The organism is Paeniglutamicibacter sp. NPDC012692, assembly GCF_042901625.1.
Classification (GTDB): Bacteria; Actinomycetota; Actinomycetes; order Actinomycetales; family Micrococcaceae; genus Paeniglutamicibacter.
The window spans coordinates 201,169-214,492 of sequence record NZ_JBIBDE010000003.1 but is presented as its reverse complement, the minus strand read 5'-3'; the positions used below and the strand labels follow the sequence as shown (position 1 = coordinate 214,492).

The window sequence follows — 13,324 nt, the reverse complement described above, 5'->3', positions numbered from 1 at the left end:
TCCCCGCCCAAGTACGACATCGTTTAAGGAGAAGCACCATGCCAGAAGTGATATTTCCGCTCGATTCGACCAAGAAGTTCGAGGATCAGGAGAAGCTCGGCCACAACCGTTGGCACCCGGAAATTCCGCCGGTCGCCACGGTCAAGGCCGGCGACGTCTTCCGCGTCGATTGCCGCGAGTGGTTTGACGGAGCCATCAAGAACGACGACTCCGCACAGGACATCCTCGATGCACCGCTGCTGACCGTCCACAAGCTTTCCGGCCCGTTCGCGGTGGAGGGTGCCAAGCCGGGCGACCTCCTGGTCGTCGACATCCTTGATGTGGGACCCATTCCGCAGGAGGACAGCGGGCCGCTGGCCGGCCAGGGTTGGGGCTACACCGGCATCTTCTCCAGGAACAACGGCGGCGGCTTCCTGACCGACCAGTTCCCCGACGCCTACAAGGCAATTTGGGACTTCACGGGCCAGGTCGCCACGTCCCGGCACGTGCCGGAAGTGTCCTTCGAGGGCCTCATCCACCCGGGCCTGATGGGCACCGCCCCGTCGGCGGCGCTGTTGGCCAAGTGGAACAAGCGGGAGGGCGATCTCATTGCCACCGACCCCCACCGCGTCCCGCCGCTGGCGCTTCCGCCGGAGGGCGAGCACGCCGTGCTGGGCGGGGTTCCGGCCAGCGAGTGGGGCCGGGTCGGTGCCGAGGCGGCCCGCACCGCACCGCCTCGCGAAAACGGCGGAAACCAGGACATCAAGAACCTTTCCAAGGGTTCGCGGATCTTCTATCCGGTCTTCGTCGACGGAGCGAACCTGTCACTGGGCGACCTGCACTTCTCGCAGGGCGACGGCGAAATCACGTTCTGCGGAGCGATCGAAATGGGCGGCTTCATCGACCTGCGGGTGGACATCATCCGTGGCGGCATGGACACGTACGGGGTTTCGGAGAATGCCATCTTCATGCCGGGCCGCGTCGATCCGCAGTTCAGTGAATGGATCGCGTTCTCGGGCACCTCGGTCACCCTCGACGGCGAACAGCGCTACCTGGACTCGCACCTGTCCTACCAGCGCGCATGCCTCCACGCGATCGACTACCTCACCAAGTTCGGCTACTCCCGCGAGCAGGCCTACCTGCTCCTGGGCGCGGCCCCGATCGAGGGCCGGCTCTCGGGCGTCGTGGACATCCCGAACTCCTGCTCAACCGTCTACCTGCCCACCGCAATGTTCAACTTCGACGTCAGGCCGTCGGCGAGCGGGCCGCACCAGATCAACCCGGGAATGGGGGCCCCCAGGGCCGAAAACGGGTAGCTGGTTCAGCCCGTTCCTACGATGCGAAAGGGCGCCCGCACTTCCCCGCGGGCGCCCTTCCGCATTGCGCAACAAACGGCGAATTGATGCAGATTATTCGACAAGGCCTCCCACTAGGCAGGTTACTTCGAACATTCCGTCACGTTACGCCCGGTTTGGCCATGTGTCGTCCGATCGTCTTTCATTGACTTAGTAACCATCCCGAGCGGCCGAGAGATCTGGCTCTATGACGCCGCAGCAACCACCTCCTTGAGGCCCGGTGCTACCGCCAGGACCGATGGAGAGATCATGACGTCAATCCCTGCTGTCCCGACCGCGCCCGAAAACAACGGGACGCACGACAAACGAATCCGCGCCAAGGGATCTTGGCAAGGAAAGATGCGCACCGCCGTCGACATCCGCGACTTCTCGTTCGACATCGATGAGCCGGTCCGCATCGGCGGCACCGACACCGCACCCACTCCCATGGAATTCGTTGCCGGCGCGGTCAACGGCTGCGTGAGCGTGGTCGTCGAGCAGGTCGCCAAGGAACTGGGCATCGAATTCACCGCCCTGGAGACCTACTCGATCGCCACCCAGGACACCCGCGGCTTCGCGGGCACCGCCGACGTTTCCCCGTTCTTCCACTCCTACCGGCTGGAAATCCACGTCGAAACGGCGCTGGACGATTCGGACAAGCAGCAGGAGTGGACAACCCAGGTCCACCGACGCTGCCCCGCCATCAACCTGGTGCAGGCTGCCGGGGTAGAACTCGATATCCACTGGGTATTTTCCACCCACGTCGCCCCCGACGATGCCGAAGATTCCTGCAACATCGCGCTGGGATACACTCCGCGAAAAACCACCATTGACTCCCTGAAAGGTGTATCCGCATGAGCGCCGCCGGAACCTGGACCGTAGGCTTGGCCTTGTCCTACACGATCTTGCTGATCGTCGGAGGACGCCTGTCGCAACGCCGCAGCTCGCTGGGCAAGACCGGCGGATTCTTCGTCGGCGGCCGCACGTTCAGCCCGTGGACCGTTGCCTTCTGCATCACCGGGCTGTTTTCCGGTTCCTCCTACATCGCCATCATGGAGCTGAGCTACCGCACCGGCATCTCGGCGCTTTGGTACGGCGTGGCGGAGACCGTGCAGATCCTGCTCATCGCCCTGCTGCTGGTCAAGCCGCTGCGCGAGAAGCTGGTCGTGACGGTCACCGGCATCATCGGCGACAGGTTCGGGCGGCTCGCCAAGGGCATCGCCGGCGTCATCACGGCATTCACCTTCCCGATGTGGTCGGTGGCCACGACGATCGCCTTCGCCTCGGCGCTCACCGCATTCACCGGGTTGAGCCTGCACCTGGCTGTCATCGTCACGGCGTTGCTGCTGCTCGTCTTCCTCTGGAGCGGCGGCATGCGATCGGTTGCCTTCAACCAGACCATGAATTGCATCGTTTTCGTCGGCATGCTGGCGGTGGGCGCCTACGCGGTGCTGGCCAAGCCGGGGCTCTCCGGACTGCAGAACTTCGCCGAAACGAACCCGCAGATGTTCGACCCGGGAAATGCCGGGATCTCGCTCATCGTCGCCTGGTTCGGCACCTTCATCGTCAACGTCCCGCTGGCACAGGCCGCATTCCAGATGACCATGTCCTGCCGCACCCCCGCGGACGGGCAAAAGGGCCTCTACACGGCTGCTGCCTTCGGCATTCCGTTCATCATCATCGGCGCCCTGATCGGCACCTCGGCCGCGGTTGTCATCCCGTCGCAGAAGCTGGCCCTGGTCGCCATCCCGCACTACATCGAGCAGGTCCTGCCGGCCCCGCTGGTCGGCGTCTTCTTCCTGGGCGTCTGGGCATGCGCCATGGGCTGGGCCGGCCCGTGCCAGTTCTCCGGCTCCACGTCCCTGGGCCGCGATGTCGGCAGCGCCATCAACCCCAAGGCGACCGAGGCGCAACTGGTCCGATACACCCAGTGGTCGCTGGTGGCGTTGACCGCGCTGATGATCATCTTCAGCATCCTGCGCACCGAGCAGTCCGCCTGGTGGAACATCCTCGCCTGGACGCTGCGCAACGGCGCCACCCTGGCTCCGGTCCTGGCCGTATTCTTCTGGCCGCTGGCAACCCGCACCGCCGTGTACTCCTCGATGGTCGCCGGCTTCAGCGCGGGCATTGTGTGGAACCAGCTGGCAGGCTGGTCCGCCACGGCGTTCTTCCTCGGCACCCACCCGGTATGGGTAGGCATGCTGGCGAACGTGACCACCCTGGTCCTGGTCACCCTGGCTACCTCCCGCTGGCGCATGAGCACCGACCCGGTGCGGCTGCGCCGGGCCGTCAAGTTCGGTCTCGGCGCACTTGCGGCGCTTGCGGCCCTCACGCTCAGCGCTGGCTGGCTGGCTGGCTACGGACTCATCGGGATGGCCCTGTTCATCGTCGTCCTGTGCTCCGCCCTGACGGTGTTCTTCGGCACCGAATCCCGCGAAACGGCCCCGGACACCACCGGATCCGACGCCACCGGCTCGGACACAGCCGCGGAGCGACCGCCGGCCAAGCGCGCTCCCCAGCACGCGGCCTAGGCGGCGACCCCGCCTCCGCAAAAAACCACCCACCCATTACGAGCGGCCGAGAGACCTGGCTCTGTGACGCCGCAGCAACCACCCCCTGCGGGGGCCGGTGCTACAGCCAGAATCAATGGAGAAGAAAATGACCGTAACGCTTTCCCCCGCAACCACCGATCTGCTCAGCCCCGGCCTCCACCACGAAGACGGGTGGACCGAAGACGAGCGCCTGACCTTCTGGGACGCAGCGGCCCGGCGCCTCGATTGGGCCGAGGAATGGCACACCATCCACAGCAGCACCGGCGTGAACCGGGAGGCCCGGCGCGGCCCCAAACTCCGCTGGTTCGACGGCGGGAAACTCAACGCCGCCTACAACTGCGTGGACCGCCACGTCGAGGCCGGGCGCGGCGACAAGGTGGCCCTGCACTTCGAGGGCGAGCCCGGCGACACCACGACCGTCACCTACAAGGACCTGCAGGACCGCGTCTCGCAGGCCGCCAACGCCCTGGTCGTGCTGGGCATCGGCAAGGGCGACCGCGTGGTCATCTACCTGCCGGTCCTGGTCGAGACCGTCGTCATCACCCTGGCGTGCGCCCGCATCGGCGCGGTGCACTCCCTGGTCTTCGGCGGCTTCTCTTCCGAGGCGCTGCGATTCCGGGTCGAGGACACCGGCGCGAAGCTCCTGGTCACCACGGACGGGCAGTTCCGGCGCGGCGCGGCGGTTCCCGTGAAGGGCAACGCCGACGCCGCGGTGGCCGGGGTGGACAGCATCGAGCACGTGCTGGTGCTGCGCCGCACCGGGTCCGGGATCGCCTGGACGCAGGGCCGGGACGTCTGGTGGCACGACGTCGTCGACACCGCGAGCACCGAGCACTCCCCCGAGGCCTTCGACGCGGAAACCCCGCTGTTCATCATGTACACCTCCGGCACCACCGGACAGCCCAAGGGCCTGGTCCACACCACCGGCGGCTACCTGACACAGGCCTCCTGGAGCCACAGGTTCCTCTTCTCCCACCCGGACCCGGCGCAGCGCGACGCCGACGTCCACTGGTGCACCGCGGACCTGGCCTGGGTCACCGCGCACACCTACGAGATCTACGGGCCGCTGTCCAACGGCGTCACCCAGGTGATCTACGAGGGCGTCCCCAACGCCCCGCACCCCGGGCGCCACTTCGAGATCATCGAGCGCTACGGGGTCACCAGCTACTACACGGCGCCCACGCTGGTGCGCTCGCTGATGGGCTGGTTCCCGGACGGGATCCCGGCGGACTACGACCTCTCCTCCATCCGGCTTGCCGGAACCGTCGGCGAGGCCGTGAACCCGGAGGCCTGGCGCTGGCTGCGCGGCCAGGTCGGCCGCGACACCCCCGCCGGCATCCCGATGGTCGACACCTGGTGGCAGTCCGAGACCGGATCGACGATCCTTTCCCCGCGCCAGGACGACACCGCGTTCAAGCCCGGCTGCGGCACCCGGGCGCTGCCCGGGGTTTCGGTCGGCATCGTCGACGAGCAGGGCGCGGGCGTGGAGCCGAACGTGCAGGGCAACATCGTGCTGACCAAGACCGGCCCGGCCATGGCCCGCACCGTGTGGGGAAACCCGGAGCGCTACTACACCTCCTACTGGGAAAAGTACGCCGAGCAGGGCTGGTTCCTGGCAGGCGACGGCGCACGCTTCGACGACGACGGGGACATCTGGATCCTCGGGCGCACCGACGACGTGATCAACATTTCCGGGCACCGGCTTTCCACCATCGAGATCGAGTCCGCGCTTGTCACCCACCCGGCCGTGGTTGAGGCGGGGGTATGCCCCACTGCCGACGCAAAGACCGGGCACGCGGCAACGGCCTTCGTGGTGCCCTTCGACAAGAGCCTCGTCGGGACCTCGTTGCCCTACGAGGCGCTGGCCAGGCAGCAGTCGCTCCTTGCGGAGCTGCGCAACCACGTTGCCCGTCAGATCGGCCCGATCGCCAAGCCGCGCGACATCGTCTTCGTGCCCGACGTGCCCAAGACCCGATCGGGCAAGATCATGCGGCGGCTGCTGACCCAGCTCTTCGAGGGAAGCACCCTCGGGGACACCACCAGCCTGCAAAACGAACCCTGCATCGCGCAGATCAAGGAGATCTGCGAGGGCTGACCTGCCGGTGCCGGGGCACGACCGCCCCGGCACCCCGCCCGGACCGCTGGCTCTTTCCGGCCCCTCGCACATATACTGTCCAAAAGACAGCATATTGTTCCCCGGGAGGATAGCCATGACTTTTGAGAACCAGGTCGCGCTCGTGACGGCCGCCGGTGCCGGAATCGGCCGTGCCATCGCCCTGCGCCTTGCCGCCGACGGCGCAGCCGTTGTCGTCTCGGACGTCAACGACGGGGCCGGCGCGGAAACCGTTGCCCTCATCGAGGCCGCCGGCGGGCGCGCCGTCTACAAGCACGCAAACGTCGCCGACGCGGCAGAGGTCGGGTCGCTGGTGCCCTTTGCCGTCGAATCGTTCGGCCGGCTGGACATGGCGGTCAACAACGCCGGAATCGGCGCCATGCCCAAGCCGATCCAGGACGTCGGGGTCGAGGAATGGGACCGCGTCATCAACGTGACCCTGCGCGGCACCTTCCTGGCCATGCAGTCGCAGGTTTCGCACTTCACGGCCCAGGGCCGTGGCTCGATCGTCAACATCGCCTCGCTCGCAGGCATCAGCGCCACCCCGCAGCTGACCCCGTACGGCGCCGCAAAGCACGGCGTCGTCTCGCTGACCCGCAGCGTTGCCAAGGAAAACGCGGCCCTGGGCATCCGCGTCAACGCGGTGGCCCCCGGCGCCATCGAGACCGCCGCACTCGCTTCCTTGCCGGTCGAGGCCAAGGACGGCTACGCCGCGGAGATCCCCATGAAGCGACTCGGCCAGCCGGAGGAGATCGCCAACGCGACCGCATTCCTCCTCTCGGAGCAGGCCAGCTTCATCACCGGCGTCGTTTTGCCCGTCGACGGCGGGACCGAGGCCTAAGTCCATGGAAAACGCCCCCGAAAATTCCGCACTGATCAACATGCTGCAAAGCATCATGTCCCAATGGACATCCCCCGACTTCATGACGGCCGTCGCCGCCCGCGAGGGTGTCCACCTGGATCCCGCGTCGATTGTCGCCGTGACGATCCTGGGCTCCTACGGGCCGCAGCGACCGTCGGCGCTGGCCGCCCGCATGGTCACCGGGGCATCAAACATCTCCAAGATCGCCGCCCGCCTGCAGGAGGCCGGCCTGGTGGAAAAACTGGCGGACCCCAAGGATTCCAGGGCGTCACGGCTTGCCCTGACCGCCGCCGGAACGGACACCGCCGCAGCCTTGGTACGCTCGGGAAATTCGCTGGCCACCGACCTGGTCGGCGAATGGTCTGCCGGGGATCGCGACGACCTGCTGCGCCTGCTGACCCGCTTTGAGGTCGAGACCAAGCGCATGGCCGCGGAATTCAGGCAAGATCGCCCCTAGCGCGAAATGACCACATAGGCCATGGCGCCCTCGTGGCTCACGGAGACGTTGCCGATCCCGGCATCCAGCGCCGACTCGTAGAGCTCGCCCGGTGTGCGGATTTCGGCAATGTCCCCGTGGGACTTGAGCAGCTTCAGGTAGGCGTTGGACCGGGCCGAACCCCGGACGAGCGAGGCCAGATACAGGGTCCCGTGATCCCGGAGCTGCGCACCCAGCCCGGCGAAGACCTTTCCGAGATCCGGGACCAGGTGCAACAGGCCCAGGCCCAAAACGGTTTCGAAGCGCCGCCCGTCGGTCGGCGAAAGCATGTCCCGACACTCGAGGGTGATGCGTCCCGGCACTTCCCCGCCGGCGGCCCGGCGAATTGAATCGCCGGCGACCTCAAGCATCGGCGCGCTCAGGTCCACAAGTGTCGTGGGGCGCCGGCTGGCAACATGCAGGAGCGCCGTGGCCCTGGCCGTCCCCACGGCCACCTCGAGCAGCGGGCCGTCGCCCGAGCCGATGGCCCTCGCCGCAAAGGCCGCGTACTGGTCCGGGCGGGTGCCCCAGAAGACCCTGTTGTAGGTCGGGGACCCAAGCATTGCGTCATAGGCCCGCGCCCGGCGCGCATAGAATCCGCGGTCGCCAAAGAAGTTTTCGCTCACCCCACCATCGTGCGGCCGGGGGCAGTGATCGCGCTAGTGCGTGGGGGCTGCGGCATGGCGCCGCAGCAAGGGGATATCGACCTCGAGAATCTGCCCGTTGCGCATGATCGGCGTCTTGCGTCCCGGAACCAGCGCATCGACGGTCAGCCGGATCAGCGTTCCATGGGCAACCACGATGATGCGCTTGCCTTCGTGGCGCTCCAGCAGGTCGCAGAGCGCCCGGATGCCTCGCGCGGCCACGGCTTCCTCTGGTTCCGCCGAGCGCAGCAGCACGTCGATTTCCTCGCGCGGCAGGTCATAGACCACGCGTCCCTCGGCGTTTCCGTAGTGACGCTCCCGGAGTCCGTCGATTTTTTCGGTCAGGGCCAGGCCAAGGTTCTGCCCAATGAGTTCCGCGGTTTCCGCCGCACGGCCCAGGGTCGACGACGCAAGGACATCCCAGCTCGAGCCGGCCAATTCCTGGCCCGCGACATGGGCCTGTTCGCGGCCCACATCGTTCAACGGAATATCCGTTTGGCCCTGGAGACGGCCCTCGGCATTCCAGGCTGTTTCTCCGTGACGGACCAAAACCAACGTTGCACTCATGCCCACAAGCCTAGCCCGGCATAATCCCGGCCATCGGGGCGGCGCAGATTCTTCGATTTTCGTCTCAGCATTCGCAACCTAAGCTCACAATCTTTGGCTGTTGGTCGATTTCTTGCCACAATGGATCAACACCCCATCCCGAGCGGCCGAGAGATCTGGTTCCATGACGCCGCAGCAACCTTTCACACTCCGGTGAACAAGGTGCTACCGCCAGAAACGATGGAGAGCGCGTAAGCAATCTTCGGTGCTGAACCCCTAGAGGGTCCTTGCGGACCCTGTCCTGGGCGAACCGGCACCGCATTGACCCGGGAGAAGCACCACCCCAGCCCCACAGGCGAGGGCCGTCCGTACCCCGGGCGGCCGTTGCCACATACGCAAGGAGTCAGCCACCCTCATGGCCGAACATCAATTTGGATTCCGCACGCGCGCACTGCATGCCGGCGGCACCCCGGATGCCGAGCACGGTTCCCGTGCCGTCCCGATCTACCAGACCACCTCGTTTGTCTTCAAGGACTCCGACGATGCCGCGAACCTCTTCGCGCTGCAGAAGTACGGAAACATCTACTCGCGCATCGGCAACCCGACGGTTGCGGCCTTCGAGGAACGTATCGCCTCGCTCGAGGGCGGCATCGGCGCCGTCGCCACCGGCTCCGGCATGGCGGCCGAATTCATCACCTTCGCGGCGCTGGCAGGCGCGGGCGACCACATCGTTGCCTCCTCCAAGCTCTACGGCGGAACCATCACCCAGCTCGACGTGACCCTGCGCCGCTTCGGCGTCGAGACCACGTTCGTCGATTCCACCGACCCTGCCGAATTCGCCGCGGCGATCCGCGAGAACACCAAGGCCGTCTACACCGAGGTCGTCGCGAACCCGTCCGGCGACATCGCCGATCTCAAGGGCCTGGCCGAGGTTGCCCACGCCGCCGGCCTGCCGCTGGTCGTCGACTCCACGCTGACTCCCCCGTACCTGTTGCGCCCCATCGAGCACGGCGCCGACATCGTGATCCACTCGGCCACCAAGTTCCTCGGCGGCCACGGCACCACCCTCGGCGGCGTCGTCGTCGAAGCCGGTACGTTCAACTGGGGCAACGGCAAGTTCCCGTCCATGACCGAACCCGTGGCCTCCTACGGCAACGTCTCGTGGTGGGACAACTTCGGCGAGTACGGCTTCCTGACCAAGCTGCGCAGCGAGCAGCTGCGCGACATCGGACCGGCGCTTCCGGCCCAGTCCGCGTTCCAGCTCCTGCAGGGCGTCGAGACCCTGCCGCAGCGCATGGATTCGCACCTGGCCAACGCCAAGGCCGTGGCCGAATGGCTGGATAACGACCCGCGCATTTCCTACGTGAACTACGCAGGCCTGCCGTCCCACCCGCACCACGAGCGCGCCAAGGAACTACTCCCGCTGGGTGTCGGTTCGGTCTTCAGCTTCGGCATCAACGGCGGCCGTGCCGCCGGCACCGCCTTCATCGAGGCGCTGCAGCTTGCCAGCCACCTGGCCAACATCGGCGACGTGCGCACCTTGGTGCTGCACCCGGCCTCCACCACCCACCAGCAGCTCACCGCCGACCAGCTGGTCGCGGCGGGCGTGCCGGAGGACCTGATCCGCTTCTCCGTGGGACTCGAGGACCTCGAAGACATCCTCTGGGACCTGGACCAGGCCCTGACCGCCTCCCAGCAGGTGCTCGACGCACCCGCCGAGGAAGTTTACGACGGGGCCGCGTGCTCCATCGACGCGGCACGCGCCGCCGCCACGACGGGAGCCAAGTAATGACCGCCACCGAAGCCCGCACCTGGGTCGGCCCGAACGCCACCGAACGCCTGGACATCCTGCGGAACACCAAGTCGATTGCGCTGGTCGGAGCCTCCAACAAGCCGTCGCGCGCGTCCTACTTCGTGGCGACCTACCTGCTGTCCAGCTCCAAGTACAAGGTCTACTTCGTGAACCCGGTGCTCGACGAGATCCTGGGCCAGCCGGTCTACAAGTCGCTTGCCGACCTGCCGGAGACCCCGGACATGGTCGAGGTCTTCCGCAAGCACGACGACCTGCCCGGCGTGCTTGACGAGTCGATCGCCGTCGGGGCGAAGACCCTCTGGCTGCAGCTTGGTTCCTGGCACGAGGAGGTCGCGGCCAAGGCCGAGGCCAACGGCCTGGACGTGGTCATGGACCGCTGCGTGAAGATCGAGCACGCCCGCTTCCACGGCGGCCTGCGCCTGGCAGGCTTCAACACCGGCGTGATTTCTTCCAAGCGCCAGCTGCTGGCATAGCCGGCAACTGCTTCTTTTAGGGGTGTGCCCGGCCAATGCGGCCGGGCACACCCCTAAACATTTAATCCTGGGCAAGTCCCGGAAGGTCCTCGCGGGCCATCATCGTGGTGAGGTGCCACAACCTGCGGTCACTCCCATCGTCGGCGTTGCGCAGGCTTTCCCGCTTGGCTTCTCCAACGACGTCCATGATCCGGTTCTCAAGAACCTTCACCTCATCGGCATTCAGCATCAGGTTTGAAAGGTCAAGCACACCCCGCATGTCCGGCTCGTTCCCCGTGGCATACGCGTTGCCCCAATCCAGGACCGCTTGAAGCTGGCGCACCAGCTCCTGACCCTGCTGCCCCACATACGTCTTCAAGACCAGGGCATCGTCGGCCGAGCTGGGCGCCTCCGGACTTCCAACGCTGAATCGCCCCCGCACCGCTCTCCAGACTCGATCCCGACGATCACGTGCCAGCTCCGGAGCTTCTTCGACGATTCCTGCCGAGGCCAGCACCCGGAGGTGAAAGCTCAGGGAATTGGCCGGGACATCAAGTCGCTCGGCCAAATCAGTGGCGCGTGCAGAGTCCGTCGCCGAGAGCGTCGCGACAATGCGGCGGCGCAGGGGATTCGCCATGGCCTTGAGCATTGAAGAGGTCATGGTGATGGTTGTTTCTTCGGTGGAATTCCGTTCCTTTGGATCCATGCCACCAGTGTACAGATTCCACAAATTTAGTTGCGCAAATTCTATTGCGCAACTAAATTTGCGGGTTTACTCTTGGGTGCATGACCACCAAAACCAGCGCGAAGAACAGCACGAGGACCACAACCCCGGCCCCCGCACTGTGGCGCAACCGGAACTACCTGCTCTGGCTCGGTTCGGACACCGGCTCGGCCCTCGGAATCGCATTGCACTCCTTTGCGGTTCCACTCATAGCCTTGGTCGCAACCAACTCCCCGGCACAGGCCGGCATCATCGGCGCGGCCGGGATGCTCGGCAGAATGCTCGCCACGTTGCCCGGCGGCGTCCTGGCTGACCGGCACAACCGCCGCCGGCTCATGTTGATCGGCGGCATGTCCGGCACTTCAATCGGGCTCGGCCTTGTTGCCGTCGCCGCCACCGGACACCTGACCTTTTGGAGCCTGCTCACCCTTCACCTGCTGATGTCCGTGCGCAACGGGCTGTTCGGATCGGCATCCGATGCGGCACTCAAGGACCTGCTGCCGGAAACCCAGCTAGGCTCGGCCCTCGCCGCCAACCAGGGCCGAGATGCAGTGGTTTCCCTGGCCGGCGGCCCACTCGGGGGCATCCTGCTCGCGGTCTCGCAAACCGTGGCCTTGGCCGCCGTCGCAGCGATTCACGCCACGGCAACGCTGTTCGCCAAGTTCATGGTCCTGCCGACACACATCCGGGAAGCGGATGCCGTCGCAACGAACCGGCAGGAACTTGCCGGGCGGACCGGTTGGGCTCACGGCTTCGCCGAGGAAAGCGGTGAAGGCCTGAAGTGGTTGTGGCGGCGAAAGGACCTGCGTGCGATCCTTCTGGTTTCCGTCATCATCAACCTTGGAACCAACGCCTCCATCACGTCGGTCATTTTCGCGCTTCAACGCCGCGGTGAATCGGCGGCGACCATCGGCTGGGTGTCGGCGGCGATCGGCGCGGGCATGCTCTTGGGCAGCCTGGTCGCCCCCGCGCTGATCAGGCGGATTCCCAGCGGTGCCCTCACCTGCACCGGGCTGTTCCTGGCGATCGCGGCCCTCTGGGTCTTGCCGTTCGTTGAACAGACCGCAGCCCTTTGCGTTGTCCTGGCCGTTGCGCTTTTCGGGGCACCGGCAATCAACGCCGGCATTGGCGGCTATTTCATGGCGGCCGTTCCCACCGAGCTTTTGGGCCGGGCCACCAGTGCCTCCGCCCTGATGAGCATGGCAGCACTGCCCCTGGCCCCGCTGATCGCGGGGTTCGGTTTCCCGCTCTTGGGGTGGACCGGACTGCTGGCATCCTGCGCTTCCATCGCGGCGCTGGCAGGAATCATTGCACTCGCAAACAAGCCGCTGCGCACGCTCCCCGGCCCCGGAGGGTGGGCGGCACGCGCAGCGGCCTACAAGCAAGCTTCGTCCGTCTAGCTAGATCGAACGGAACGCCCTACCAACCGGACTCTTCGTCATCGTCGTCGGCTTCGGAAACGCCAAGATCGGGCTGCTGGTTCCCATCGAACTGGGCCCATGCCTCGGTGAATTCAAGGATGTCCTCGAGCGCTTCCTCGTGGTCATCGTCCAAGAGCTCCAGCGCGTCGCTTGAGTCCAGGATGCTGGCGATGGCCTTTGCCGGATGCTCCTCGAAGTAATCCGACGGCGAGTAGTCGGCGTTGAACGTCAGGTTCTTGCTCTGCTCGTACAGGTCAATGAAGGCCGCAACAACGGCAGGAACCCGGGACAGTTCCAGTCCGGTGAGCGCGTCGTTGTAAGCACGACTGGTCACCTCTGCCCATTCCTCGATGATCTCTTCGCTCATTTGCGTTTCGGGATTGCCCACTTCTCTACCTTGCCTAGTTGA

At 66.0% G+C, this 13,324-nt stretch carries 13 protein-coding genes and 3 riboswitches; of the genes, 9 read left to right on the top strand and 4 right to left on the bottom strand.

Features of this window, described 5'->3' with window-relative positions; genetic code table 11:
* Nucleotides 1-38 precede the first annotated feature (38 nt).
* From fmdA to ACFY5D_RS13030, 6 genes are all read left to right on the top strand, one after another.
* Complete coding sequence (gene fmdA, locus ACFY5D_RS13055) at nucleotides 39-1,295, top strand: formamidase (RefSeq protein ID WP_387530296.1); 1,257 nt, start codon at nucleotides 39-41, stop codon at nucleotides 1,293-1,295.
* Between the two features lie 193 nt (nucleotides 1,296-1,488).
* Nucleotides 1,489-1,579, top strand: a riboswitch (SAM riboswitch).
* 4 nt (nucleotides 1,580-1,583) lie between these two features.
* Nucleotides 1,584-2,171, top strand: a complete 588-nt coding sequence (locus ACFY5D_RS13050; protein WP_387530294.1) for an OsmC family protein — start codon at nucleotides 1,584-1,586, stop codon at nucleotides 2,169-2,171.
* Complete coding sequence (locus ACFY5D_RS13045) at nucleotides 2,168-3,844, top strand: sodium:solute symporter (RefSeq protein WP_387530291.1); 1,677 nt, start codon at nucleotides 2,168-2,170, stop codon at nucleotides 3,842-3,844. The genes ACFY5D_RS13050 and ACFY5D_RS13045 overlap by 4 nt, the downstream gene beginning before the upstream one ends.
* A 30-nt stretch (nucleotides 3,845-3,874) precedes the next feature.
* Nucleotides 3,875-3,966: riboswitch (SAM riboswitch) on the top strand.
* A 5-nt stretch (nucleotides 3,967-3,971) separates the two neighbouring features.
* The gene (gene acs / locus ACFY5D_RS13040) at nucleotides 3,972-5,960 is read left to right on the top strand and encodes an acetate--CoA ligase (protein WP_387530288.1); all 1,989 of its coding nucleotides are present in this window, start codon (nucleotides 3,972-3,974) and stop codon (nucleotides 5,958-5,960) included.
* 115 nt (nucleotides 5,961-6,075) lie between these two features.
* On the top strand, nucleotides 6,076-6,819 hold the full coding sequence (locus ACFY5D_RS13035; RefSeq protein ID WP_387530285.1) for an SDR family NAD(P)-dependent oxidoreductase: 744 nt from the start codon (nucleotides 6,076-6,078) through the stop codon (nucleotides 6,817-6,819).
* A 4-nt stretch (nucleotides 6,820-6,823) separates the two neighbouring features.
* Nucleotides 6,824-7,297 carry a MarR family winged helix-turn-helix transcriptional regulator gene (locus tag ACFY5D_RS13030; protein WP_387530282.1) on the top strand — a complete coding sequence of 158 codons (474 nt, stop codon included), beginning with the start codon at nucleotides 6,824-6,826 and terminating at the stop codon, nucleotides 7,295-7,297.
* On the opposite strand, the gene ACFY5D_RS13025 is transcribed toward ACFY5D_RS13030, so the two are convergent.
* On the bottom strand, nucleotides 7,294-7,941 hold the full coding sequence (locus tag ACFY5D_RS13025; RefSeq protein ID WP_387530279.1) for a methyltransferase domain-containing protein: 648 nt from the start codon (nucleotides 7,939-7,941) through the stop codon (nucleotides 7,294-7,296). The genes ACFY5D_RS13030 and ACFY5D_RS13025 overlap by 4 nt on opposite strands.
* Nucleotides 7,942-7,974: 33 nt before the next feature.
* Nucleotides 7,975-8,526 (bottom strand): histidine phosphatase family protein, encoded by a 552-nt coding sequence (locus ACFY5D_RS13020; RefSeq protein ID WP_387530276.1) that lies wholly within the window; start codon nucleotides 8,524-8,526, stop codon nucleotides 7,975-7,977.
* Between the two features lie 130 nt (nucleotides 8,527-8,656).
* A riboswitch (SAM riboswitch) is annotated at nucleotides 8,657-8,752 on the top strand.
* 168 nt (nucleotides 8,753-8,920) lie between these two features.
* Between ACFY5D_RS13020 and ACFY5D_RS13015 the strand changes: the two genes are divergently transcribed.
* Nucleotides 8,921-10,294 carry an O-acetylhomoserine aminocarboxypropyltransferase/cysteine synthase family protein gene (locus ACFY5D_RS13015; protein WP_387530274.1) on the top strand — a complete coding sequence of 458 codons (1,374 nt, stop codon included), beginning with the start codon at nucleotides 8,921-8,923 and terminating at the stop codon, nucleotides 10,292-10,294.
* Nucleotides 10,294-10,791 carry a CoA-binding protein gene (locus ACFY5D_RS13010; protein ID WP_387530271.1) on the top strand — a complete coding sequence of 166 codons (498 nt, stop codon included), beginning with the start codon at nucleotides 10,294-10,296 and terminating at the stop codon, nucleotides 10,789-10,791. The genes ACFY5D_RS13015 and ACFY5D_RS13010 overlap by 1 nt, the downstream gene beginning before the upstream one ends.
* A 61-nt stretch (nucleotides 10,792-10,852) precedes the next feature.
* Here ACFY5D_RS13010 and ACFY5D_RS13005 read toward each other — a convergent pair whose 3' ends face one another.
* The gene (locus ACFY5D_RS13005) at nucleotides 10,853-11,476 is read right to left on the bottom strand and encodes an ArsR/SmtB family transcription factor (protein ID WP_387530269.1); all 624 of its coding nucleotides are present in this window, start codon (nucleotides 11,474-11,476) and stop codon (nucleotides 10,853-10,855) included.
* An 80-nt stretch (nucleotides 11,477-11,556) separates the two neighbouring features.
* Here ACFY5D_RS13005 and ACFY5D_RS13000 point away from each other — a divergent pair, with 80 nt between their 5' ends.
* Nucleotides 11,557-12,894 carry an MFS transporter gene (locus ACFY5D_RS13000; RefSeq protein ID WP_387530266.1) on the top strand — a complete coding sequence of 446 codons (1,338 nt, stop codon included), beginning with the start codon at nucleotides 11,557-11,559 and terminating at the stop codon, nucleotides 12,892-12,894.
* Nucleotides 12,895-12,913: 19 nt separating this feature from the next.
* Here ACFY5D_RS13000 and ACFY5D_RS12995 read toward each other — a convergent pair whose 3' ends face one another.
* A complete protein-coding gene (locus ACFY5D_RS12995; RefSeq protein ID WP_387530263.1) occupies nucleotides 12,914-13,303 on the bottom strand; it encodes a hypothetical protein in 390 nt (129 codons plus the stop codon).
* Nucleotides 13,304-13,324: the final 21 nt, after the last annotated feature.

Excerpts from the sequence above, each read along its gene's own strand:
- ACFY5D_RS13010 (WP_387530271.1), top strand. The coding sequence starts at position 10,294 with ATGACCGCCACCGAAGCCCGCACCTGGGTCGGCCCGAACGCCACCGAA.
- ACFY5D_RS13005 (WP_387530269.1), bottom strand. The coding sequence starts at position 11,476 with ATGGATCCAAAGGAACGGAATTCCACCGAAGAAACAACCATCACCATG.
- ACFY5D_RS13035 (WP_387530285.1), top strand. The coding sequence starts at position 6,076 with ATGACTTTTGAGAACCAGGTCGCGCTCGTGACGGCCGCCGGTGCCGGA.
- ACFY5D_RS13050 (WP_387530294.1), top strand. The coding sequence starts at position 1,584 with ATGACGTCAATCCCTGCTGTCCCGACCGCGCCCGAAAACAACGGGACG.
- ACFY5D_RS13045 (WP_387530291.1), top strand. The coding sequence starts at position 2,168 with ATGAGCGCCGCCGGAACCTGGACCGTAGGCTTGGCCTTGTCCTACACG.
- ACFY5D_RS13030 (WP_387530282.1), top strand. The coding sequence starts at position 6,824 with ATGGAAAACGCCCCCGAAAATTCCGCACTGATCAACATGCTGCAAAGC.
- ACFY5D_RS13000 (WP_387530266.1), top strand. The coding sequence starts at position 11,557 with ATGACCACCAAAACCAGCGCGAAGAACAGCACGAGGACCACAACCCCG.
- acs (WP_387530288.1), top strand. The coding sequence starts at position 3,972 with ATGACCGTAACGCTTTCCCCCGCAACCACCGATCTGCTCAGCCCCGGC.
- ACFY5D_RS13015 (WP_387530274.1), top strand. The coding sequence starts at position 8,921 with ATGGCCGAACATCAATTTGGATTCCGCACGCGCGCACTGCATGCCGGC.
- ACFY5D_RS13020 (WP_387530276.1), bottom strand. The coding sequence starts at position 8,526 with ATGAGTGCAACGTTGGTTTTGGTCCGTCACGGAGAAACAGCCTGGAAT.
- fmdA (WP_387530296.1), top strand. The coding sequence starts at position 39 with ATGCCAGAAGTGATATTTCCGCTCGATTCGACCAAGAAGTTCGAGGAT.